The sequence below is a fragment of the Serratia sp. SM04 genome (genome assembly GCF_040280225.1).
Classification (GTDB): Bacteria; Pseudomonadota; Gammaproteobacteria; order Enterobacterales; family Enterobacteriaceae; genus Serratia; species Serratia sarumanii.
Genome location: NZ_JBEOQT010000002.1, coordinates 247,664 through 270,781 on the forward strand (window position 1 = coordinate 247,664; position 23,118 = coordinate 270,781).

Genomic DNA, 23,118 nt, shown 5'->3' on the forward strand with positions numbered 1-23,118 from the left:
TTGCTCCCACTGTAGATGAGAGCGCGGCGATTATCCAGTGATTGTGCTTCATCCGCAGGTGAAATATTCGCATTTAGCACAATCAGGCCGGCTGCGGGATTCCACGCTTTTTGTATGGATTTCAATCACCGCATCGCCGTTTTTTGCGCCAACCGCCGCGCCGGGGTATTCACCACCAGCGCACCGGCCACCAACAGCGCCGCCACCGCCACGTACAGCGCCGGCTCCAGTCGATGGGTCAAGGCGGTCGACAGCGCCGACAGCATCGGCCCGACCAGTTGGCCGATCGCATAACCGGTGGTCAGCAACCCGGCCATGTAGCGCGCATGGCGCGGCGCCAGTTCACGGCCGTGCTGAAGGGCGAGCTGCACCACGCAGAGGAAGCCGCCGCCGGTCAGCAACGCCCCGAGCGCCAGGCCGGCCACGCCCGGCACCACTTCGGCGCTCAGCACGCCCAGCGCCTGTATCCACAGCGTGATCGCCAACCGGGTCTGGGTAGTGAGCCGATGGCGGGTCAAAATGCCGATAACGATCCCCAGCACCGCCGCGCCGCCGAACACCGGCCAGACGAACTGCGCGAACAGGCTGCCGGGAAAACGCGCCGCCGCCATCTGCGACAAGAACGTCGCCGGCAGGATGTAGCCGAACCCGGCGAGGCTGTAGCTCCACACCAGGCGTTTGAGCGCCGGCGTCAGCAGCAGCGGCTCCGGGGCCACGTCCGGGCGATGCAGCTCGCCGCTGCGCGGCAGAAAGGCGCTAATCGCCCCCACCAACGCCAGCGCCGGCACGCCATACACCAGCCAGGCCTGCGCCGCCGTCAGCCCCAGCGTGTTGATGCCCACCGCCAGCATGCCGCTGAGGAAGATACCGGCGCCCGGCCCGGCGAACACCGCCGCGCTCAGCGCCGGCCGGCCGTAGTGCGCCAACCGCTCATTGGTCCAGGCCGCCACCAGCACCATCGCCCAGCCGCTGGCCCAGCCGATGACGAAGCGCAGCGCGCCGTGCGTCCATTCATCCTGCGCCAGCGCCGACAGCAGCGTCAGCGCCACCGCGCCCCACACGCCAAGCCACAGGCGCCGCTCGACGTGGCGCGTGGCGCGCATCGCGTCGTAGGCGCCGCACAAGTAGCCCAAATAGTTGATCGCCGCCACCAGCCCGGCACCGGTCAGTGTGAACTGGTGTTCCGCGATCATCAGCGGCACCTGGGGGGTGAAAGCGAAGCGGCCAATGCCCATCGCAACGATCAGCGCGGCAAAACCGCTCAAGGCAATACGTAAAGCCATATCGGCATCCAAAAGGTTAAAAGAAAGTTGCCAGTATCATGCCGCAGTATTAAACTCACAAAAACTGAATAATAGTTATCAAGTTCATCACGAAACGAGAATATTATGGATCTGACCCAGCTTCGCATGTTCTGCTGCGTAGCGGAAACCGGCTCGGTCGCCCGCGCCGCCGAGCAGCTGCACCGCGTGCCGTCGAATCTGACCACCCGGCTGCGCCAGCTCGAGCAGGAGCTGGGCGCCGATCTGTTTATCCGCGAAAAACAGCGCCTGCGCCTGTCGCCGATGGGCCATAACTTTCTATGCTACGCCAACCGCATCCTGGCGCTGAGCGACGAGGCGATGAGCATCACCCACGCCGGCGAACCGGCGGGCAACTTCGCCCTCGGCTCGATGGAGAGCACCGCCGCTACCCGCCTGCCCTCGCTGCTGGCGGCTTACCACCAGCGCTTCTCGCAGGTTTCGCTGTCGCTGACCACCGGCACCTCCGGCGAAATCGCCGATCGGGTGCGCGCCGGCACGCTGGCCGCGGCGCTGGTCGACGGCCCGGTACCCTATGACGAGCTGAACGGCTGCATCGCCTATCCTGAACATATGGTGGTGATCTCCTGTCTCGATCACGCGCCGATCCACAGCGCCAAAGACGCCAATGGCGAGACGCTGTTCGCCTTTCGCGCCAGCTGCTCCTACCGCCTGCGGCTGGAGGCCTGGTTCAAGCGCGAAGGCGCGCGGCCGGGGCAAATTATGGAGATCCAGTCCTATCACGCCATGCTGGCCTGCGTCGCCAGCGGCGCCGGGCTGGCGATGATCCCGCATTCGGTACTGAGCCTGCTGCCGGGCCATGAGCGGGTCCGGGTTCACCCCCTGCCGCCGGACGTGGCCGACACCGCCACCTGGTTGCTGTGGCGCCGCGACGCGTTCGGGCCGAACGTGCGCGCGCTGAAAGAGTTGATTATTGAACAGACGGAAACCGCCGCTGTTGATGAAAGCACCCCCAACGATTTATCAGACGTTGTCGATATCGCCTGATTTAAAAAGAAAACCACTGAGGAGACTATGATGGAGATGATCAAAACCCGCGCCGCCGTTGCCTGGGGCCCGAACCAGCCGCTGAAGATCGAAGAAGTCGAGCTGATGCCACCGCAAAAAGGCGAAGTGTTGGTGCGGATCGTCGCCACCGGCGTTTGTCACACCGATGCCTACACCCTGTCCGGCAAAGATCCGGAAGGCGTGTTCCCGGCGATCCTCGGCCACGAGGGCGGCGGCGTGGTGGAAGCGGTCGGTGAAGGCGTCACCAGCGTGGCGGTCGGCGATCACGTGATCCCGCTCTACACCCCGGAGTGCGGCGAGTGCAAATTCTGTAAATCCGGCAAGACCAACCTGTGCCAGGCGATCCGCGCCACCCAGGGCAAAGGGCTGATGCCGGACGGCACCACCCGCTTCTTCAAGGACGGCAAGCCGATCTTCCACTACATGGGCACGTCCACCTTCTCCGAGTACACCGTGGTGCCGGAAATCTCACTGGCGAAAATCAACAAGGAAGCGCCGCTGGAAGAAGTGTGCCTGCTGGGCTGCGGCGTGACCACCGGCATGGGCGCGGTGATGAACACCGCCAAAGTGCAGCCGGGCGACACCGTGGCAATCTTCGGCCTGGGCGGCATCGGCCTGTCGGCGATCATCGGCGCGCAGATGGCCGGCGCGGGCCGCATCATCGGCATCGACATCAACACCAGCAAGTTCGATCTGGCGCGCAAACTGGGCGCTACCGATCTGATCAACCCGAAAGACTATGACAAGCCGATTCAGGACGTGATCGTCGAGCTGACCGACGGCGGCGTCGACTTCTCCTTCGAGTGCATCGGCAACGTCAACGTGATGCGTTCCGCGCTGGAGTGCTGCCACAAGGGCTGGGGCGAATCGGTGATCATCGGTGTCGCGGGCGCTGGCGAAGAGATCTCGACCCGTCCGTTCCAGCTGGTCACCGGCCGCGTCTGGCGCGGTTCGGCGTTCGGCGGCGTCAAGGGCCGTTCGCAGCTGCCGGGCATCGTCGAACGCTATCTGGACGGTGAATTCGCGCTGAACGACTTTATCACCCATACCATGGGGCTGGAGCAGATCAACGAAGCGTTCGATTTGATGCACGAAGGCAAATCGATCCGTTCCGTCATCCACTTCGACCAATAAGCCAGGAGGCAGAGATGACGTTGTCATTGGAACTTCTCGAAGAGCACCGCATGTTCGGCGGCTGGCAGCAGCGCTATCGCCACGCGGCGCAGAGCCTGAATTGCAACATGACATTCAGCATCTACCTGCCGCCGCCGCGCGATGACAACCCGCCGCCGGTGCTGTACTGGCTGTCGGGGCTGACCTGCAACGACGAGAACTTCACGTTGAAAGCCGGCGCGCAGCGCATCGCCGCCGAGCTGGGCCTGGTGCTGGTGATGCCGGACACCAGCCCGCGTGGCGACGAAGTGCCGAACGACGAAGGCTACGATCTGGGCCAGGGCGCCGGGTTCTACCTGAACGCCACCCAGGCGCCGTGGGATCGCCATTTCCGCATGTACGACTACATCAGCGCCGAACTGCCGGCGCTGATCGAACAGCACTTCAGCGTCAGCGATCGTCAGTCGATCTTCGGCCACTCGATGGGCGGCCACGGCGCGCTGATGATGGCGTTTCGCAATCCGCAGCGCTTCCGCTCGGTATCGGCGTTCGCGCCGATCGTTAACCCGTGCCAGGTGCCGTGGGGCCGTAAGGCGTTCACCGCCTATCTGGGCAGCGACGAAAGCCAGTGGCTGCAGTACGACAGCTGCCATCTGCTGGCCAGCGGCGCGGAAAAAATGCCGGTCCTTATCGACCAGGGCGACGACGACCAGTTCCTGGCCGACCAGCTGCAGCCGGCGCGGTTGGCGGAGCTGGCGCGCCAGCGCGACTGGCCGCTGACGCTGCGCATTCAGCCGGGGTACGATCACAGCTACTTCACCATCGCCACCTTCGTGGAAGATCACCTGCGCTTCCACGCCGAGCACCTGTTCCGCTGATAAAAAAATCCGGGCGGTTATTAAAGCGCCCGGATTTCTTCAAATACCGTCAAGAAGAAAGTCGATGGCGGCTTTTATCCTGGTCCGATACTGGGAAACATCACAAAACTCGGCCCCCAAAGCCCGAACCGGGATGCTGGCCATTTCATATGTCATCACGGCGTACTCGTTGTCATCAATCAATCTGATCAACGGGATCAAGCGTTCCGGTCGCGTACTCCCCGGGTATTTTTCAACGGGCAACAAAGGGATCACAACTCGACGATTTAATTGCCCAATGATATCGCTCGTCACATCAAGCAGCAGGGGATAAACCGCGCTGTTCCCCCTATTCGCATACACCGTAAATTGCATCGCTAAAACGTCCTGTATTCGTCGCTAAAGCAACCATGCTCATCATTAAATCGGTTAAGCGCTTCAAGCGCCTCTCGGTTTTCTTCCTGCCATTTTATCCTCTCATGCTGACGTAACTCAGCATCTAAAGCAGCAGTTAGCGTCGCGCTGAGATTAATCCCCGCCTCACGCGCACGGCTCAACAAACTGCGTTCCAGCGTCATGGTCACACTTTGCGTCGTTCGTTGTTTTACTGGCATCGGCACCTCTCTCACTCATTTTCGTGCAAACAACACGGTTTATTGAACGATAGTAGCATTGAGACGTCATTTGAGCCCGTTCAAATATGCGCCATACGTTAAAGCATCACCCCTTCAGCTTAGGATCCAGCGCGTCGCGCAATCCGTCGCCCAACAGGTTGAACGCCAGCACGGTAATGAATATCGCCAGACTGGGGAAGATCGCCACGTGCGGCGCGATCACCATATCGGCGCGCGCTTCGTTGAGCATCGCCCCCCACTCCGGCGTCGGCGGCTGGGCGCCCAGGCCCAGAAACGACAGGCTGGCGGCGGTGATGATCGAGGTGCCGATGCGCAGGGTAAAATAGACCACGATCGAAGACAGGGTGCCCGGCAGAATGTGCCGCAGGATGATGGTCCAGTCCGAGGCGCCGATGCTGCGCGCCGATTCGATATAGGTCAGGTGCTTCAGCACCAGCGTATTGCCGCGCACCAGGCGGGCGAAGGCCGGAATGCTGAAGATCGCCACCGCGACGATCACGTTGGCCATGCCGCTGCCCATGATCGCCACCACGCCGATCGCCAGCAGAATACCGGGAAACGCGAACAGCACGTCGCAGACGCGCATGGTGAGGCGATCCCACCAGCCCTCATAGTAGCCGGCCAGCAGCCCCAGCAGGGTGCCGATCGCCCCGCCCGCCAGCACCGAGAACACCCCGGCCGCCAGCGAAATGCGCGTGCCCATCAGGATGCGGCTGAAGATATCGCGCCCGAGAGAATCCACGCCCAGCCAGTGCATCAGCGAAGGCCCCTCGTTCAGCCGATCGTAATCGAAATAGTTTTCCGCATCGAACGGTGCCAGATAAGGCGCCAGCAGCGCCGCCGCAATCAGCAGCAGCACCAACAGGCCGGCGACCAGCGCCGCCCGCTGGCGACGAAAACGCCGCCAAAACTCGCTCCACGGCGTGCGTACCGCGTTGGAGTCGATAAGCGGCATCGCCTTCAGTGCGGCGTTGCGCCGCCAATGCTTAATCATGCCGCGTCCTCATTGATAACGAATCGCCGGGTTGATCGCCGCGTACAGCATATCCACCAGCAGGTTGATCAGAATGAACTCCAGCGAGAACAGCAGCACCTCAGCCTGGATCACCGGGTAATCGCGCATCTCCACCGAGTCCACCAGCAACCGCCCCAACCCCGGCCAGTTGAACACCTTCTCCACCACGATCGAACCGCCGAGCAGGAAGCCGAACTGCAACCCCATCATGGTCACCACCGGGATCATCGCGTTGCGCAGGCCGTGTTTCATCACCACCACGCTTTCCCGCACGCCCTTGGCGCGCGCGGTGCGCATGTAGTCCTCCTGCAGCACCTCGACGAACGAAGCGCGGGTGAAGCGCGCCATCACCGCCGCCACCGCCGCCCCCAGGGTGATCGAAGGCAGAATGTAGTGCCGCCAGCTGTCGGCGCCCACCGTCGGCAGCCACCCCAGCTCGACCGAGAACACCTGCATCAGCAGCATGCCGAGCGCAAAGGCCGGGAACGAGATCCCCGACACCGCCAGCGTCATGCCGAGGCGATCCGGCCAGCGGTTGCGCCACACCGCCGACACCACGCCGATCGCCAGGCCGAACGCCACCGCCCACAGCATGCTGGTGACGGTCAGCCAGAAGGTCGGCATAAAGCGCGAGGCGATCTCTTCGCTCACCGGGCGTTTGGACACCATCGAGATGCCGAAGTCGCCCCGCAGCGCGTTGACGAAGAAGTGCGCGAACTGCTGCGGCAGCGGCTTATCCAGCCCCAAATCCTTGCGCACCAGCTGCACCACCGCCTCGTCGGCCTCCGGCCCCGCCGCCAGCCGCGCCGGATCGCCCGGCAGCAGGTGAACGAACAGAAACACCAGCACCGCCACGATCAGCAGAGTCGGGATCAGGCCCAGCAGTCGTTTCAGAAAATAATTGAGCATCTCATTCCTTCCCCCGCCCGCCGCCGCTTGGCCACGGGCGGGGATGGGCGCCTTATTTCAGATCGGCGTTATCAAAGTTGAACGAGGTATCCGGCATCACGTAGAAGCCGCTCAGCTGCTTGCTGTTGGCCGACAACAGACGTTCAGTCGCCAGGAAGATCCAGGGCGCGTCGGCCCAGATGCGATCCTGCGCGTCCTGATACAGTTTCTGCTTCTCGGCGCGATCGGTGGTCGCCAGCGCGTCGGTCAGATCCTTGTCCACCTGCGGATTGCTGTAGAACGCGGTGTTAAACTGCTTCGGCGGCGCCGCCTGGGTAGAGAACAGCGGCGACAGCGCCCAGTCCGCTTCCCCGGTCGAGGCCGACCAGCCGGTGTAGAACAGCCGCACGCCGGTGTCCTTCACCCCGACGCTCTCCACCTGCGCCGCACGCTGCCCGGCATCCATCGCCGTCACCGTCACTTTCACCCCCACCTGCGCCAGCTGCTGCTGGGTGAACTGCAGCACCTTCTGCGCGGTGCTGTGGTTGTGGGAAGACCATAGCGTGGTGGTGAAGCCGTTCGGGTAGCCGGCCTCTTTCAGCAGCTCGCGCGCCTTGGCCGGATCGTACGGCCACGGCTTATAGCGGGCGGCGAAGTCGATCGCCGGCGGCACCGGGCCTTCCGCCGGCACCGCGTAACCGGCGAACGCCACCTTGATCAGCGCGTCCTTATTGATGGCGTAGTTCAGCGCCTGACGCACCTTCGGGTTGTCGAACGGCTTTTGGGTGACGTTCATGCTGATGTAACGCTGCAGGATCGACGGCGCGGCCACCACATCCAGCTTGGCGTTGCCCTCCAGCACCTTGGCCTGCTCGTAGGGGATCGGGAAGGCGAAGGTCGCCTCGCCGGTCTGCAGCATCGCCGCGCGGGTGTTGTTATCCACCACCGGGCGCCAGGTGATGCTGTCGAGCTTCGGCAGCCCCGGCTGCCAGTAGCCTTCGAACTTCTTCACCTTGACGAAATCGGTCTGGTTCCAGGTCACGAACTGATACGGGCCGGTGCCGACCGGGTGGAAACCGATCTCCTTGCCGTATTGCTTCAGCGCCGCCGGCGAGATGATCGCCGCCGCCGGATGCGCCAGATTGTTGACGAACGCCGAGAACGGCGCCTTCAGCACGATCTTCACCGTATTGGCATCCACCGCCTCGGTTTTGTCGATCATCTTGAACAGGTTGTAGCGCTTGAGGTGGCTGTCCGGGTTGCTGGCGCGATCGAGGTTGATCTTCACCGCCTCGGCGTTGAACGCGGTGCCGTCGTGGAATTTAATCCCCTGGCGCAGTTTGACCGTGTAGGTCAGGCCGTCTTTGCTGACCTCATAGCTGTCCGCCAGCACGTTCACCAGCTTCATGTCCTTATCGAAGCCGAACAGCCCCTGATAGAAAGATTTGGCCACCGCCTGCGACAGCGTGTCGTTGGCGTCGTAAGGATCGAGGGTGGTGAAATTGGAGGCCACGGCGATCACCGCGTCCTTCGCCGCCCAGACCGGGCCGGTTCCCGCCGCCAGCAGTACGGCGGCCAACAGCGCATTGCGTTTGAATGTGTGCTTCATGTCGCTTGTCTCTCCTGAGGTCTTTAAAAAGCACCGGCGATCGGGTGGCGGGCGACAAAGTGCCCGGCGCCAACCTGCACCAGCGGTGCGGTAACGGGTTCATCGCCCAGCGCGCGCACTGGGCTCGGGATCTCATCGGCCGGCAGCGGCTGCCGTTTGTGGGCATGAGCGGGATCGGCCACCGGCACCGCCGCCATCAGCTTGCGGGTGTAGGGGTGCTGCGGATTGTCGAACACCGCCTGCCGCGGGCCAATCTCGACGATCTGCCCGAGGTACATCACCGCCACCCGGTGGCTGATGCGCTCCACCACCGCCATGTCGTGTGAAATGAACAGAAAAGCGATACCGAACTCGCGCTGCAGATCGAGCAGCAGATTAACGATCTGCGCCTGAATCGACACGTCCAGCGCCGACACCGCCTCGTCGGCGATCACCACTTTCGGGTTCAGCGCCAGCGCGCGCGCGATGCAGATGCGCTGGCGCTGGCCGCCGGAAAATTCGTGCGGGTAGCGGCGCGCATGCTCCGGCAGCAGGCCGACGCGCTCCAGCAGCCAGGCCACCCGTTGCTCCGCCTCGCGGCCGCGCATCACGTTGTGCACCAGCAGCGGCTCCATGATGGAAAAACCGACCGTCAGACGCGGATCAAGCGAAGCGTATGGATCCTGAAAAATGAACTGAATATCGCGCCGCAGGTGCTGCAGGGCCGGCCCCTTCAACTGATCTATCCGCCGCCCGGCGAAGGTGATGGTGCCGCTCTGGCTGTCCACCAGCTTCAGCAAAGAGCGCCCGGTGGTGGACTTGCCGCAGCCGGACTCGCCCACCAGCCCCAGTGTCTCGCCGGGGTAAAGATCGAAACTGACGTTTTCCACCGCGTGCACCCGGCGAGTGACCCGATTGAACAACCCGCCGCGCAGATCAAAGCGCGTAACCAGATGCTCCACCTGCAGGATCGGCGCGGCGTCTGGCGGCACGGTATCCTGCGGCGCCGTATCCCCCTCGCCGCCCGGCAACGGAAACTTCGCCGGCAGCGGCCGATCGGCCATCGCCCCCAGCTTCGGCACCGCCGCCAACAGCGCCCGGGTATAGGCCTGCTGCGGCGCGGCGAACAGCTCGCGCACCCGATTTTGTTCCACCTGCTCGCCGCGGCGCATCACCAGCACCCGGTCGGCTATCTCCGCCACCACGCCCATGTCGTGAGTAATGAAGATCACCCCCATCTGCATCTCCCGTTGCAGCACGCGGATCAGCTGCAGGATCTGCGCCTGAATGGTGACGTCGAGGGCGGTGGTGGGCTCATCGGCGATCAGCAGCGCCGGCTTGCAGGAGAGCGCCATGGCGATCATCACCCGCTGGCGCATGCCGCCGGAAAGCTGGTGCGGGTAGCGCCCCAGCACCTCTTTGGCCTCCGGAATACGCACCAGATCGAGCATGCGCAGCGCCTCCTGGCGCGCGCTGCGGTGATCCATGCCCTGATGCAGGCGCAGCGATTCGGCGATCTGCTCGCCGACCGGAAATACCGGGTTGAGCGAAGTCATCGGCTCCTGGAAGATCATCGCCATGTCGGCGCCGCGCACCGTGCGCAGCGTGCTCTGCGAGGCCTGCGCCAGATCGAGCAGCGCGCCGTCGCGCCGGCGCAGCGTCATGGCGCCGCTGACGATGCGCCCGCCGCCCTGCTCCACCAACCGCATTAGCCCCAGCGAAGTGACCGATTTGCCGGAGCCGGACTCACCGACGATCGCCAGCGTCTCGCCGCGATCGAGATCGAACGACAGGTTGCGCACCGCTTCTACGGCGCCGTCCGGTTGAGGAAAGCTGATGCTCAGATCGCGCACCGTCAGCACCCGCTGCGGCGGCAATGACGGCCCGCCGCTGGCGGCGGGTCGAAGTAAAACGTCGGTCATGCACCCTCCCGGTGAACGCTTAGCGGTAAATCCCGACGGACGGCGCATCGCCGACATAGCCAAAACCGCGATACATCCCCTCGCAGTTGAACGGCAGCGCGATATTGCCGTGGCGATCGACGGCGATCATGCCGCCGCTGCCACCGAGGGCCGGCAGCTTCTCCATCACCACCCGATCGCTGGCCGCCTGCAGGCTCAGATCGCCGTATTCGATCAGGGCGGAAACATCATAGGCCGCCACGCCGCGCATGAAGATTTCGCCGGTGCCGGTGCTGGAAACCGCCACGGTGGCATTGTTGGCATAGCAGCCGGCGCCGATAATCGGCGTGTCGCCTACCCGCCCGGCCTGCTTGTTGGTCATGCCGCCGGTCGAAGTGGCGGCGGCGAGGTTGCCCAGCGCATCCAGCGCCACCGCGCCGACGGTGCCGAATTTGCGATCGGGATCGAGCGGATCGCCGGCCTGCGCCGCGCCGTCGTGATCGAGCAATACCCGGCCCTGCTCCGCCTGGGCGCGGTGCAGCTGATCGAAACGTTCTTGGGTAAAGAAGAAGTCAGGGGTAACCATTTCCAGGCCGTGGGCGGCGGCAAACTTCTCGGCGCCTTCGGCGGCAAACAGCACGTGTTCGCTGTTTTCCAGCACCGCGCGCGCCGCCAGCACCGGGTTGCGGATGCGGCTGACGCCGGCGACGGCGCCGGCATCGCAGGTGCGGCCGTCCATCACGCAGGCGTCCAGTTCGTGAGTGCCCTGATGGGTAAACACCGAGCCTTTGCCGGCGTTGAACAGCGGGCACTCTTCGAGCAACCGCACCGCTTCGGTCACCGCGTCCAGCGCGCTGCCGCCCTGGGCCAGTATCGCCTGCCCGGCGGTCACGATCTCGGACAGCGCCTGGATATACTGCCGTTCTTTTTCCGCACTCAGCGCCGCCCGGGTAATTGCGCCCGCGCCGCCATGAATGGCAATCACTGGTTTGCTCATTTGCCTGACACCCTGTGTTAATCCCGCCGTTGCGCAGCGAATAAGCTGAGCGCGGTATCATTATTATTCAGTCTTTTTCGACTCTATTTAGTCCTACAGTGGAAGTACAGCATAACGTCCACGTCCCGCTTTTAGCGTAGTCCGCTTAGACCGTTTCGCACCTTGAAATAGCTTATTGGAATAAAAACAGCAGGTTATAAAAAGCCGTAAACCGCCGATCGTACGGCCAAGATTATTGGTAATTCCGCGTGCGGAAATAGCGGCATGGCGTAAGGAAATAAACGTTCGCGCTGAATAACGCTTATTGCGGCGCCCGGCCTGCTGTTTTTTCCCCGGCCGGGCGCAGATGATCCGAGATTAAAAACCCGATCCGGGCTGCTGTAAAAAAGCCTCTTCTTCCGGCGTGCTGGTGCGCCCCAATATCGCATTGCGATGCGGGTAGCGGCCGAAACGATCGATGATCGCCTTGTGCCGAAGCTCGAACTCCAGCTGGTCGCCGTTATTGAGCTCGGTGTACAGCACCAGCGCCTGCTGGTGGATTAGCGGCGATTCCGAATGCATGAACGGCAGATAAAGGAAACCGCGCTGCTCGCGGCTCAGCCGTTCGCACTCGCCGCTGCGGATCGCCTCCTGCGCCAGGATCAACGCCATGCCGTCGCAGGCGAACGACTGCGGTGTGCCGCGGAACAGGTTGCGGCTGAACTGATCGAGCACGATCACCTCCGCCAGCCGCCCCTCGATGGTGTCGCGCCAGTGCGCCAACTCCCCCGCCGCCGCCGCGCGCCAGATTTCGCCGAAACGGCTGTGCAGCAGACGATCGAAATCGTCGTCCTTTTTGAACCACATGATCGGTTCGATCTCGTCGAACCAGAAGTCGATAACCTGTTTATGCATCATGATTCTCCTCTGTTTTACGCAGTTTATACCCGATCGTCCCAGCGCCGCAGTGCGAAAGATGGCGGGCATAACCCGTTCTCCCCCCCGGCGTTCTCTGCCATAATACCCGCACTTTGTCGCTATTTTAGCGCACCCTGATTACGGAGTTCCCTTTATGGATCATTGCCATACTTCCGATCTCATTTCCCTGGAGCAAGCGCTGGAAAAAATGCTCGGGCAGATCGCCCCGCTGCAGCAGACCGAATCCATCGCGCTGACCGCCGCCGCCGGCCGCATCACCGCCGCGCCGGTGGTCTCACCGCTCGACGTGCCGCCGTTCGCCAACTCGGCGATGGACGGCTATGCGCTGCGCCTCGCCGATCTGGCGGCCAATGCGCCGCTGCCGGTCGCCGGTAAGGCCTTCGCCGGCGCGCCGTTCGACGGCCAATGGCCGGCCAACAGCTGCGTGCGCATCATGACCGGCGCGCCGATCCCGGCCGGGGCGGACGCGGTAGTGATGCAGGAGCAGGCCGAGGTGAGCGACCAGGGCGTGTGTTTTACCGCGCCGGTTGAAGCCGGACAGAATATCCGTCTGGCGGGTGAAGACATTCGCCGCGGCGCGAGCGTGTTGCCGGCCGGCGTGAAGCTGGACGCCGCGCAGCTGCCGCTGCTGGCTTCGCTTGGCGTCGCCGAGGTGCAGGTGATGCGTAAGCTGAAGGTGGCGGTGTTCTCCACCGGCGACGAACTGCAGCCGGTCGGCCAGCCGCTGCAGGCGGGCCAAATCTACGACACCAACCGCTTCGCGGTGCGCCTGATGCTGGAGCAGATGGGCTGCGAGGTGCTCGATCTCGGCATTATCCGCGACGATCGCGATGCGCTGCGCGACGCCTTCACACAGGCAGACAGCCAGGCCGACGTGGTCATCAGCAGCGGCGGCGTTTCGGTCGGCGAAGCCGACTACACCAAACAAATGCTCGACGAACTGGGCCAGGTCAGCTTCTGGAAGCTGGCGATCAAACCCGGCAAACCCTTCGCCTTCGGCAAACTGGGCCACGCCTGGTTCTGCGGCCTGCCGGGCAACCCGGTTTCCGCCGCCCTGACCTTCTACCAACTGGTGCAACCGCTGCTGGCGAAGCTGGCCGGCCACAGCGACTGGCGCCTGCCGCCGCGCCTGCGCGCACGGGCGCTGACCCCGTTGAAGAAATCGCCGGGCCGCCTCGATTTTCAGCGCGGCGTGTTCAGCAGCAACGCCGCGGGCGAACTGGAGGTCAGCACCACCGGCCACCAGGGCTCGCACGTCTTCAGCTCCTACAGCCAGGGCAACTGTTTCATCGTGCTGGAGCGCGAACGCGGTTCGGTGGCGGTAGGCGAAACGGTGGAGATAGAGCCGTTCAACGCCCTGCTGAGGAGCTGAGCATGCTGCCGGAATTGACCGACGCCGAAGCGCTGCGCTACAACCGCCAGATCGTGCTGCGCGGCTTTGACTTCGACGGCCAGGAGAAGCTGAAGGCCGCCCGCGTGCTGATCGCCGGGCTGGGCGGGCTGGGCTGCGCCGCTGCGCCATATCTGGCAGCGGCCGGCGTCGGCCATCTGGTGCTGGTGGATTTCGACACCGTCTCGCTCTCCAACCTGCAGCGCCAGATCCTGCACCGCGACGATCGCATCGGCCAGAGTAAGGTCGCTTCCGCCAAGCGGGAACTGAGCGCCATCAACCCGCATATCCGCATCGACGCGATCGACTGCCGTTTGGAAGATGACGCGGTCGCGGCAGAGATCGCCGCCTGCGATCTGGTGCTGGACTGCACCGACAACGTGGCGGCGCGCGATGCCCTGAACCGCCTGTGCCACGCGCAGCAGAGGCCGCTGGTTTCCGGCGCGGCGATCCGCATGGAAGGCCAGCTCAGCGTGTTCACCTATCAGCCGGGCGAGCCCTGCTACCGCTGCCTGAGCCGGCTGTTCGGCGACAGCGCCCTCACCTGCGTCGAAGCGGGCGTGATGGCGCCGCTGGTCGGCACTATCGGCACCCTGCAGGCGATGGAAGCCATCAAGCTGCTGGCCGACTATGGTCAGCCGCTGCGCGGCAAGCTGTTGATGTTCGATGCGATGAGCATGCAGTTCCGCGAGATGAAACTGCCGAAGGATCCGCACTGCGCGGTGTGCGGCGGGGAATGACGAATAAAAAAAGGGCGGGATAATTCCCGCCCTGATGCGTTGCCGCGAGGGTTAGACGATGCCCTGGCTGCGCAGATAGTCTTCGTAGTTGCCGGTAAAGTCGATCACCTTGTTCGGAGTGATTTCCAGAATGCGCGTCGCCAGCGAGCTGACGAACTCACGGTCGTGGGAGACGAAGATCAGCGTGCCTTCGTACATCTCCAGCGCCATGTTCAGCGATTCGATGGATTCCATATCCAGGTGGTTGGTCGGTTCGTCCATCACCAGAATATTCGGGCGCTGCATCATCAGCTTGCCGAACAACATGCGGCCCTTCTCACCGCCGGACAGCACCTTCACTTTCTTCTTGATGTCGTCCTGGCTGAACAGTAAACGGCCCAGCACGCTGCGCACCGCCTGCTCATCGTCTTTTTCCTGCTTCCACTGGCTCATCCAGTCGAACACGGTCAGGGTATCGTCAAACTCGTATTCGTGATCCTGCGCGTAGTAACCGATACGGGCGTTTTCCGACCACTTCACGGTGCCGCTGTCCGGCTGCGCGTCGCCCACCAGCGTTTTCAGCAGGGTGGTTTTACCGATGCCGTTGGCACCCAGCACCGCAACCTTCTCACCCACTTCCACCATCAGGTTCAGCTTGCTGAACAGCGGGCCGTTGTCGAAGCCCTTGGTGAGCGCTTCCACTTCCAGCGCGTTACGGAACAGCTTCTTGTCCTGATCGAAACGGATGAACGGGTTCTGGCGGCTGGAGGCCTTCACTTCTTCCAACTGGATCTTGTCGATCTGGCGGGCGCGCGAGGTGGCCTGCTTGGATTTGGAGGCGTTGGCGCTGAAACGGCTGACGAACGATTGCAGCTCGTTGATCTGCGCCTTCTTCTTGGCGTTGTCGGCCAGCAGACGTTCACGCGCCTGGGTGGCGGCGGTCATGTATTCGTCGTAGTTGCCCGGATAAACGCGCAGTTCGCCGTAGTCCAGATCCGCCATGTGGGTGCAGACCATGTTCAGGAAGTGACGGTCGTGCGAGATGATGATCATGGTGCTGTTGCGTTCGTTCAGCACCTGCTCCAGCCAGCGAATGGTATCAATGTCCAGGTTGTTGGTCGGTTCGTCGAGCAGCAGGATTTCCGGATCGGAGAACAGCGCCTGCGCCAGCAACACGCGCAGCTTCCAGCCCGGCGCGATTTCGCTCATCGGGCCATAGTGCTGTTCCACCGGAATGCCGACGCCAAGCAGCAGTTCGCCGGCGCGCGCTTCGGCGGTGTAACCGTCCATCTCGCCGTAGGCGACTTCCAGATCGGCCACTTTATAGCCGTCTTCTTCGCTCATCTCCGCCATGGCGTAGATGCGGTCGCGCTCTTCCTTCACCGCCCACAGCTCGGTGTGGCCCATGATCACGGTGTCCAGCACGCTGTATTGTTCGAAGGCGAACTGATCCTGACGCAGTTTACCCAGGCGCTCGTTCGGATCGAGGAACACGTTGCCGCCGGTCGGCGCCAAATCGCCGCCGAGGATTTTCATAAAGGTGGACTTGCCGCAGCCGTTGGCGCCGATCAGGCCATAACGGTTGCCGCCGCCGAATTTAACAGAGATGTTTTCAAACAACGGCTTGCTGCCGAACTGCATGGTGATGTTGTTGGTGCTTAACACAGCGCTCGCTCTTTATACATAGGGAATGTGATTTGGCGCGCATTATGCCACAACGGGGTTAAGAGATCGCGGGAAGTTTTGGTGACATTTTGAGCGGTGACGACGGATGAGTCATAGCTGGGTTAAATAACACCGATAAAATTCACGGCGAGATTTCACGCAGCAAGCCGTACAATATTTGAAACCAATTCGCCAAATATATTAATTAAACTTAAAAATGACATTTATTCTCCCCAGACACGAATAAATCGTATCTATTCACCTTATGAAAATCATTAATACAGCCAACACGTCTCTATTTAATTCTAGTTTTTTCCGACTATCGCCACACATTCTGCTATACGCGACATTTTGTGACCGCCTTCTTAATTACCAAGGTTTTTTAGAGGATTAATGCGTTACAGCTCACTAAATCGACATGGCACATTCGTTCCAGCTAAAGAAAAAATCAAATAAAAACAATTAAATACAGAAATATGTGAAAATCAAACCACCGTTATCCCGCTAACTACTCTCATATTGCATATGATTGTACATACAAGTATATGTAAACGTGACGTTGCCGTTTTGTTGGCGTTTCGGGGCTCGGTTATCGCCGCCCCGGATAACGCCACCCCGGCCAGAAAATAATAACAACACACCGTCCACCTATCGCGAGAGACAACGATGAACACTGCTGAAAACGCATTGCCCAAAAGCCAAACGGCGCAGAAGGGCGCGGTAAATTACAAAGTCATTGTCGGCGCCAGCCTGGGCAACGGCCTGGAGATTTTCGACTTCACCGTCTACAGCTTCTTTGCCGCCATTATCGGCAAACTCTATTTTCCCAGCGACAGCGCCTACGGCTCCTTGTTGATGTCGGTGGCGGTGTTCGGCGTCGGCTTTATCATGCGCCCGCTGGGCAGCATGGTGCTGGGTGCCTATGCCGATCGGGTCGGCCGCAAGGCCGCCATGCTGATGACCATCGTGCTGATGGGCGTCGGCACCGCGCTGATCGCCTTCGCGCCCACCCATGCGCAAATCGGCGTTCTGGCGCCGGTGCTGATCGTGGTTGGCCGCCTGATTCAGGGGTTTGCCGCCGGCGGTGAAGTGGGCTCGGCCACCACGCTGCTGCTGGAGTCGGCAGGGGCCAACCAACGCGGCTTCTTCGTCAGCTGGCAGGCGATAAGCCAGGGCATCAGCGCCCTGCTTGGCGCCTCTTTAGGCCTGGCGCTCACCTATTTTCTGCCGGAGCAGGCACTGTATGCCTGGGGCTGGCGCGTGCCGTTCATCATCGGTTTGTTGATCATTCCCGTCGGCATCTATATTCGCAAACATCTGGAAGAGACCTACAGTGGAGAGGCGCCGGCTCACGCGCGGCCACCGCTGAATCCGGTATGGGATCTGGTGAGCAATCATGCCAAAGATCTGTTGCTGGGCGTATTGATCATCATGTCCGGCACCGTGATGGTCTACGTGGTGCTGCTGTATATGCCGACCTACATGATGCAGACCTATCACATCGCCGGCCCGACCGCCTACCTATTCAGCTGTATCGCCTCTGTGGTACAGATCATCGCGGTCTATTGCGCAGGCCGTTACGTCGATCGGGTGCAGAACTACAAAAGGCCGCTGCTGTTCTCCATTTTTGCGGCGTTGCTCCTGATTTACCCGACCTTCTGGTTCCTCAGCGCCACGCAAACCCTGTGGCTGGCGATCGTTTTCCGCATCCTGCTGATCTGCGCGTTGGGGATCAACATGCTGTCGAGCACCATGCTGATCGTCTCGGCGCTGCCGCGCCACGTGCGCGCCACCGGCACCTCGATGATCTACGCCTTTGGCGTGACGCTGTTCGGCGGATCGGCGCAGTTGGTCGTCACCTGGCTGCTGGACGTCAGCGGCAATCCGATGGCGCCGGCGTGGTACGTCACCGGCATGTTGACCGTCAGCCTGATCGCCACTCTGCTGTTCCGCGAACGTCATAAAGAATAGCGCCTGCTGCCGGGCCGTGCGGCTATCGGCTGCCCGGCGCCGGCGTAATGCCCTGTTCCTGCAAGAGGGCGATAAACGCCTGCGCGGCGGCGCTGCGGTAAGCGCCTTTGCGCTGCAGCCATACCGCCTGCCGCACCGGCATGGCGTTGGCCAAAGCCACTTTTTTCAACTGCCGGTTCTCGCGCGCAATGGCGGCCGGCAGCAGCGTGGCGAGCTGCCCGCGCCGCACGATCTCGACGATGGCGCCTAGCGCATTGGCCTCCACCGCCACCTGCGGCCGGAAACCCAGCTGCGTGCAGTAGCGATCGATAAACTGACGCGTGGCAAAGTCGCCGCTCAGCAAGGCCAGCGGCAGATGTTGCCACTCCGCCAGCGTCAGCGGCCGGCGATGAGACGCCAAGGGATGATCGGCGCCGACCATCAGCTCCAGCGACTCATTGAACAACGGCGCCGCTTCCACCTCCGCCGACTGCGCCATCTCGAAGGCAATGCCCAGATCCAGCCTATCCTGCGCCAGCAGCGCCTCCATTCGCTCTTGCGCCATCTCTTCAATGCTCAGCGTAATCCCCGGATAGCGGCGGTAGAAGGCATCGACCGCCGGCCCCACCAGATAGGCGGTGAACGTGGGGGTCATCGCCAGCCGCAAATGGCCGCGCGCCAGCGTCGCCACGTCATGGATCGCCCGCGCGCCGGCATCCAGATCCTGCAGCGCCAGCCGCGCATAGCGCATCCACGCCTCACCGGCGTCGGTCAGACGCACGGCTCTGCCGCTGCGATCGAACAGCGGCGCTCCCAATGTGTCTTCCAGCTGCTTGATCTGTTGCGACAGCGTCGGTTGCGACACGTGCAGCGCTTCGGCGGCGCGGGTGAAGTTGCCCTGTTCGGCAACGGCCAGAAAATAACGGATGTGTCGCAGCAGCATAACGCCCCAGCTATTAGTAAAACCTATAGCTGGCATTATAAATGGGTCTTAGACCCTATAGCCAGAAGCGTTCATCATGCCGCCATCGCATAACGACACCCAATGGAGAAACGGATGAAAGAGGTGATTGAAGGCTTCCTGAAGTTCCAGCGCGAAGCCTTTATTGAACGCACGGCGCTGTTTCAGCAGTTGGCGACCCGCCAAAACCCGCGCACCCTGTTTATCTCATGTTCCGACAGCCGCCTGGTGCCGGAGCTGGTCACCCAGCGCGAGCCGGGCGATCTGTTCGTGATCCGCAATGCCGGCAACATCGTGCCTTCTTTCGGCCCCGAACCCGGCGGGGTTACCGCCTCGGTCGAGTACGCCGTCGCCGCGCTGGGCGTGGAAGATATCGTGATCTGCGGCCATTCCGACTGCGGCGCAATGACCGCCATCGCCACCTGCCAGTGTCTGGATCACCTGCCGACGGTCGCCGGCTGGCTGCGTTACGCCGATTCCGCGAAGGCGGTCAATCAGGCTTATCCGCACGCTTCCAACGAGGCGCGGGTCGCATCGATGGTGCGCGAAAACGTCATCGCCCAGCTCAACAACATCAAAACGCACCCTTCCGTCGCCCTGGCACTGGATCAGGGCCGCCTGACGCTGCACGGTTGGGTCTATGACATCGCCAGCGGCGCTATCGACGCGCTGGACGGCGAAACCCGCCGCTTCGTGCCGCTCGCCACCCATCCCGAGGTGACCGCCACCCCGGCGCTCGCCCGTTTTTAAGTCAACAAAAGGAGCTAACATGACACACTCTCTGCACAACGCAGCCCCGCGCGCAGCGCTCACCGACATCATCATGGCCGCCAAGATCCGCCATAACCTGACTTTCGACGCGCTGGCTGAGGGCACCGGACTCAGCCTGGCGTTCGTCACCGCCGCGCTGCTGGGGCAGCATGCGTTGCCGGAACAAGCGGCACGCACCGTGGCGGCCAAGCTCGGGCTGGACGAAGAGGCGGTACAGCTGCTGCAAACCATCCCGTTGCGCGGCAGCATTCCCGGCGGCGTGCCGACCGATCCGACCATTTATCGCTTCTATGAAATGCTGCAGGTTTACGGTTCCACGCTGAAAGCGCTGGTGCACGAGCAGTTCGGCGACGGCATCATCAGCGCCATCAACTTCAAGCTGGATATCAAGAAGGTGGCCGATCCGGAAGGCGGCGAACGCGCGGTGATCACCCTGGACGGCAAATACCTGCCGACCAAGCCTTTCTAATCTACTTCCGCGCCATCGCCTTCCAGGCCGCGCTGCCGTGCGCGGAAGTCGCCTTCCACAACGCGTTTAACGCCAAAGCCTAGCCCTGTTGCCGGCGCCGTCATGGCGCCGGTTTTCAGTCCTGTTCGCCATAACGCAAGACTGTCATCCCTTCCTCTTCCGCCGGGGGAACAAAGTACTGCGCCAGGCGCTCAAACTCCGCTTCGCTCAGTGTAAACGGGTGCTCGCCGCGCGCGTTTCTCAGCGTTATCCGGCTCAGGCATTGCGCATGGCTGACGTCGAGAAAATGCAGGCAGTGCGCGACGCCGGCCTCCTCCACCAACGCTTTGGCCCAGCGCCGCCTGTCTGGCGTATTCATCGGGAAATCGAGCGCCACGGACCAGCCGCCGCGCAGCAACTGAACGAGGTGCCCGCCCAGCGCCCGCCGCAACCGGTCGGAACAGCGCGCATAGTCTTGCAGGCTGGTCATCTCCTGTTCATACAGCGTCGCCAGCCACGCATCTTCGACCAGCAACAGCGTTTGCGGTTGCTGCGCCAAACGCTGCGCCAGCGTCGATTTGCCTGCGCCGGCCTTGCCGCACATCAGGTGTAAAACTGCAGGGTAGGTTTTCATGACGTTCTCCGGTCGTTGCCGGAAGGGGATAAAAAAACCCGCCTGCCGGCGGGTTTTTATTGGCGACACACGCGCTATCCCACCCTTTGGAGAAGGGTGATAATAATTTGCGCGAATGGGCGGTAGGATTTTTTCATAGCTAATGAATATGACAATCGTGCGCCGTTGTCAATTCGCCGTCATCAATCCCTGTTCTCGCACAAATTCAGTGAATAAACTCACTTTCTGCTGCACATGCCGGCGCGTCGGGTAAACCGCGAAAACCTGATGCACGTCGGCAATCTGTTCAGGGAACAGCCGCACCAGCCTGCCGGCGGCGATCTCGGGGTCCGCCACGAACGACGGCAGCGAACCGATGCCCAGTCCCGCCACCAGCATATCCCGCAGCATCAGGCTGTTGTTGGCGATCAACCGGGGAGTGAACGTCACGCTCAGGCTCTCCTCACCGGCGGTGAACTGCCACTGCCCCGGCCTTTCCGCCAGGGAATAGGCCAGACAGCTGTGTCGCTGCAATTCATTCGGCGTTTGCGGCACGCCGTGCTGCGCCAAATAGCCGGGCGCGGCGCAAATTCGCTGGTGCACTTCACCCAGCGCCCGGGCGCTGAGGGAAGAATCCGGCAGCCGTCGGCGAATGCGCAAGGAAATATCGAAACCGGCCGCCACCACGTCCAATACCCTGTCGTCCAACGTCAGCTCCACCTGCAGCTGCGGGTAACGTTGCATAAACGGCGGCAGCAGTGGCGACAACACCGTCAGGCCGAACGAAAGCGGCGCATTGACCCGCAGCGTGCCGGAGACCTGCTGCGCGCTGGCGGCAACCGTCTGCTCCAGTGCGTCGAACTCGCCGAGCAATCGGCAGGCTTCCTGGTAATAGAGCTGCCCGGCTTCGGTCAGGCTCATGCTACGGGTAGTGCGCACCAGCAACAGCGTCCCCAACCGGTTTTCCAACTGCTTAATCTGCTTGCTCAGCGCCGCCGGCGTGATCGCCAGATCCTCCGCCGCCTTATAAAAACTGTTGCGCTCAACCACGCGACGAAAGGCGCGCATCGTCAGTAGCACGTCCATATTATGTCCTGATAGTTAATTATAAATTCAATAAAACACAGATTATTAACCTCAACAACCTCAGTAGACTTTATTCAACCGCCTCCCTGAGTGAGAGGTGAATTTAATCTACTGATAATCATGGAGTTAATAATGAAAAAGACCCTGTTCGCCCTGATGCTCGGCCTGAGCGCCGCCGCCGCCCCCGTCGCCGCGCTGGCGCAATCCCCCGCCGCCGACAGCCGCCAGGCGGGTTATGTGCAGCCGCTGACCGCCGAGAACAGCCTGTTGCTGTTGGTCGATCTGCAGGACATGTTCGGCATGACCATTTCCTCTATCGATCAAACCAACCTGGTCAATAACGCCGCCGGCATCGCCAAGGCCGCCAAGGTGTTCAACGTGCCGACCATTCTGGCCTCGGCCAACGCCAAAAGCTTCGCCGGGCCGGTATTCCAGCAGGTGACGCAGGCACGCCCGGACCTGCAGGTATACGACCGCACCGCCATCAACGTCTGGCAGGATCGGCGCGTGGTGGATCTGATCAAACAATCCGGCCGCAAGAAAATCATCATCGGCGGGCTGTGGACTGCCAGCTGCGTGATGCTGCCGGCGCTGTCCGCCCTGGGCGAGGGCTATGAGGTTTATATCCTGTCGGACGTCACCGGTGACATTACGCCAGACAGCCAAAACAACGCCATGCAGCGTCTGGTACAGGCGGGCGCCACACCCATCAACTGGGTGGCGTTGATGCTGGAATGGCAGCAGGACTGGAGCCGCAAAGCCACGGCGGGAGGCGTATTGCAGATCGCCCGCGACCACGGCGCCGCCTGGGGGATGGGCGCCAGCTACGCCGGGGCAATGAAGGTGGGCAGCGAAGCGAAATAACGGACGAAAGCCCGCCGGCGGCGGGCTTTATTCAGGTGCGGTGATAACAACGGCTATCTTGCGGCGCCTGGTCGCGACTCTCCAGCCCGTAGTCCCGCACCACCTCCGCCACCCGCAGCCGATAGTGCGCCAACACCTCGCCACGGCCGCGCGCCTGCGCCGCCCGGTGCTGCTCGAGATTGCGCCACTGCTGCACCGCCGCCTCGTCACGCCAGAAGGAGAGCGACAGCAGGCGCGCAGGATCGGCCAGGCTTTGAAAGCGCTCGATGGAGATGAATCCGTCGATCTGCGCCAGCAGCGGCTTCAGCTCCGCCGCCAGCGCCAGATAGGTATCGCGCTGCCCGTCGGCGGCCTGCAGTTCAAAAATCACGGCGATCATTATCGTCTCCTCTCAACGGTAAAACTCAGG

23 protein-coding genes are annotated in these 23,118 nt (G+C 62.2%); 9 read left to right on the forward strand and 14 right to left on the reverse strand.

Features of this window, described 5'->3' with window-relative positions; translation table 11 throughout:
- Window positions 1–125: 125 nt before the first annotated feature.
- A complete protein-coding gene (locus tag ABTW55_RS04120) occupies window positions 126–1,283 on the reverse strand; it encodes a YbfB/YjiJ family MFS transporter (RefSeq protein ID WP_033654978.1) in 1,158 nt (385 codons plus the stop codon).
- Window positions 1,284–1,388: 105 nt separating this feature from the next.
- Between ABTW55_RS04120 and ABTW55_RS04125 the strand changes: the two genes are divergently transcribed.
- The 3 genes from ABTW55_RS04125 to fghA are packed head-to-tail and all read left to right on the forward strand — an operon-like array spanning window position 1,389 to window position 4,321.
- Entirely contained in the window at window positions 1,389–2,309 is a 921-nt protein-coding gene (locus tag ABTW55_RS04125; protein WP_033654969.1) for a LysR family transcriptional regulator, read from the forward strand.
- 30 nt (window positions 2,310–2,339) lie between these two features.
- Complete coding sequence (locus ABTW55_RS04130; protein ID WP_033637718.1) at window positions 2,340–3,464, forward strand: S-(hydroxymethyl)glutathione dehydrogenase/class III alcohol dehydrogenase; 1,125 nt, start codon at window positions 2,340–2,342, stop codon at window positions 3,462–3,464.
- Window positions 3,465–3,478: 14 nt separating this feature from the next.
- Window positions 3,479–4,321 (forward strand): S-formylglutathione hydrolase, encoded by an 843-nt coding sequence (gene fghA, locus ABTW55_RS04135; RefSeq protein WP_015377214.1) that lies wholly within the window; start codon window positions 3,479–3,481, stop codon window positions 4,319–4,321.
- A 39-nt stretch (window positions 4,322–4,360) separates the two neighbouring features.
- Here fghA and ABTW55_RS04140 read toward each other — a convergent pair whose 3' ends face one another.
- The 8 genes from ABTW55_RS04140 to ABTW55_RS04175 all read right to left on the reverse strand — a co-directional run bounded on the left by ABTW55_RS04140 (window position 4,361) and on the right by ABTW55_RS04175 (window position 12,218).
- A complete protein-coding gene (locus ABTW55_RS04140; RefSeq protein ID WP_019454426.1) occupies window positions 4,361–4,675 on the reverse strand; it encodes a CcdB family protein in 315 nt (104 codons plus the stop codon).
- Between the two features lie 2 nt (window positions 4,676–4,677).
- A complete protein-coding gene (locus ABTW55_RS04145) occupies window positions 4,678–4,914 on the reverse strand; it encodes a type II toxin-antitoxin system CcdA family antitoxin (protein WP_029988820.1) in 237 nt (78 codons plus the stop codon).
- A gap of 106 nt (window positions 4,915–5,020) precedes the next feature.
- Window positions 5,021–5,929: a glutathione ABC transporter permease GsiD gene (gene gsiD, locus ABTW55_RS04150; protein ID WP_171887866.1), complete on the reverse strand. Its 909-nt coding sequence runs from the start codon at window positions 5,927–5,929 to the stop codon at window positions 5,021–5,023.
- A gap of 9 nt (window positions 5,930–5,938) precedes the next feature.
- On the reverse strand, window positions 5,939–6,859 hold the full coding sequence (gene gsiC, locus ABTW55_RS04155) for a glutathione ABC transporter permease GsiC (RefSeq protein ID WP_038880960.1): 921 nt from the start codon (window positions 6,857–6,859) through the stop codon (window positions 5,939–5,941).
- A gap of 52 nt (window positions 6,860–6,911) precedes the next feature.
- Entirely contained in the window at window positions 6,912–8,447 is a 1,536-nt protein-coding gene (gene gsiB, locus ABTW55_RS04160; RefSeq protein WP_033654972.1) for a glutathione ABC transporter substrate-binding protein GsiB, read from the reverse strand.
- A 23-nt stretch (window positions 8,448–8,470) separates the two neighbouring features.
- The gene (locus ABTW55_RS04165; RefSeq protein ID WP_060425328.1) at window positions 8,471–10,348 is read right to left on the reverse strand and encodes a dipeptide ABC transporter ATP-binding protein; all 1,878 of its coding nucleotides are present in this window, start codon (window positions 10,346–10,348) and stop codon (window positions 8,471–8,473) included.
- Between the two features lie 19 nt (window positions 10,349–10,367).
- Window positions 10,368–11,324 carry an isoaspartyl peptidase/L-asparaginase family protein gene (locus tag ABTW55_RS04170; RefSeq protein ID WP_033654974.1) on the reverse strand — a complete coding sequence of 319 codons (957 nt, stop codon included), beginning with the start codon at window positions 11,322–11,324 and terminating at the stop codon, window positions 10,368–10,370.
- Between the two features lie 357 nt (window positions 11,325–11,681).
- Window positions 11,682–12,218 carry a DUF924 family protein gene (locus ABTW55_RS04175; RefSeq protein WP_033646798.1) on the reverse strand — a complete coding sequence of 179 codons (537 nt, stop codon included), beginning with the start codon at window positions 12,216–12,218 and terminating at the stop codon, window positions 11,682–11,684.
- 157 nt (window positions 12,219–12,375) lie between these two features.
- On the opposite strand from ABTW55_RS04175, the gene moeA reads away from it, so the two are divergent.
- The gene (moeA, locus tag ABTW55_RS04180) at window positions 12,376–13,614 is read left to right on the forward strand and encodes a molybdopterin molybdotransferase MoeA (RefSeq protein WP_060419904.1); all 1,239 of its coding nucleotides are present in this window, start codon (window positions 12,376–12,378) and stop codon (window positions 13,612–13,614) included.
- A gap of 2 nt (window positions 13,615–13,616) precedes the next feature.
- Entirely contained in the window at window positions 13,617–14,372 is a 756-nt protein-coding gene (moeB, locus tag ABTW55_RS04185) for a molybdopterin-synthase adenylyltransferase MoeB (RefSeq protein ID WP_060419907.1), read from the forward strand.
- A 51-nt stretch (window positions 14,373–14,423) separates the two neighbouring features.
- Here moeB and ABTW55_RS04190 read toward each other — a convergent pair whose 3' ends face one another.
- Window positions 14,424–16,016, reverse strand: coding sequence for an ABC-F family ATPase (locus ABTW55_RS04190; RefSeq protein ID WP_033637709.1), 1,593 nt, complete (start codon window positions 16,014–16,016; stop codon window positions 14,424–14,426).
- A gap of 666 nt (window positions 16,017–16,682) precedes the next feature.
- On the opposite strand from ABTW55_RS04190, the gene ABTW55_RS04195 reads away from it, so the two are divergent.
- On the forward strand, window positions 16,683–17,987 hold the full coding sequence (locus ABTW55_RS04195) for an MFS transporter (protein WP_060419910.1): 1,305 nt from the start codon (window positions 16,683–16,685) through the stop codon (window positions 17,985–17,987).
- A gap of 22 nt (window positions 17,988–18,009) precedes the next feature.
- Here the strand turns inward: ABTW55_RS04195 and cynR are convergent, their stop codons facing one another.
- Window positions 18,010–18,909, reverse strand: a complete 900-nt coding sequence (gene cynR, locus ABTW55_RS04200; protein ID WP_041034168.1) for a transcriptional regulator CynR — start codon at window positions 18,907–18,909, stop codon at window positions 18,010–18,012.
- Between the two features lie 114 nt (window positions 18,910–19,023).
- On the opposite strand from cynR, the gene ABTW55_RS04205 reads away from it, so the two are divergent.
- Both ABTW55_RS04205 and cynS read left to right on the forward strand, forming a co-directional pair.
- Window positions 19,024–19,677, forward strand: coding sequence for a carbonic anhydrase (locus ABTW55_RS04205; RefSeq protein ID WP_060419913.1), 654 nt, complete (start codon window positions 19,024–19,026; stop codon window positions 19,675–19,677).
- Window positions 19,678–19,696: 19 nt separating this feature from the next.
- Entirely contained in the window at window positions 19,697–20,167 is a 471-nt protein-coding gene (gene cynS, locus ABTW55_RS04210; RefSeq protein ID WP_049196256.1) for a cyanase, read from the forward strand.
- A 115-nt stretch (window positions 20,168–20,282) separates the two neighbouring features.
- On the opposite strand, the gene ABTW55_RS04215 is transcribed toward cynS, so the two are convergent.
- Together ABTW55_RS04215 and ABTW55_RS04220 are read right to left on the reverse strand one after the other, a co-directional pair.
- On the reverse strand, window positions 20,283–20,780 hold the full coding sequence (locus ABTW55_RS04215; protein ID WP_060419916.1) for an ATP-binding protein: 498 nt from the start codon (window positions 20,778–20,780) through the stop codon (window positions 20,283–20,285).
- A 168-nt stretch (window positions 20,781–20,948) separates the two neighbouring features.
- The gene (locus ABTW55_RS04220; protein ID WP_033637701.1) at window positions 20,949–21,845 is read right to left on the reverse strand and encodes a LysR family transcriptional regulator; all 897 of its coding nucleotides are present in this window, start codon (window positions 21,843–21,845) and stop codon (window positions 20,949–20,951) included.
- 132 nt (window positions 21,846–21,977) lie between these two features.
- Here ABTW55_RS04220 and ABTW55_RS04225 point away from each other — a divergent pair, with 132 nt between their 5' ends.
- Entirely contained in the window at window positions 21,978–22,709 is a 732-nt protein-coding gene (locus ABTW55_RS04225) for an isochorismatase family protein (RefSeq protein ID WP_033637699.1), read from the forward strand.
- 31 nt (window positions 22,710–22,740) lie between these two features.
- On the opposite strand, the gene ABTW55_RS04230 is transcribed toward ABTW55_RS04225, so the two are convergent.
- The gene (locus ABTW55_RS04230; protein WP_033637697.1) at window positions 22,741–23,088 is read right to left on the reverse strand and encodes an antibiotic biosynthesis monooxygenase; all 348 of its coding nucleotides are present in this window, start codon (window positions 23,086–23,088) and stop codon (window positions 22,741–22,743) included.
- Window positions 23,089–23,118 lie beyond the last annotated feature (30 nt).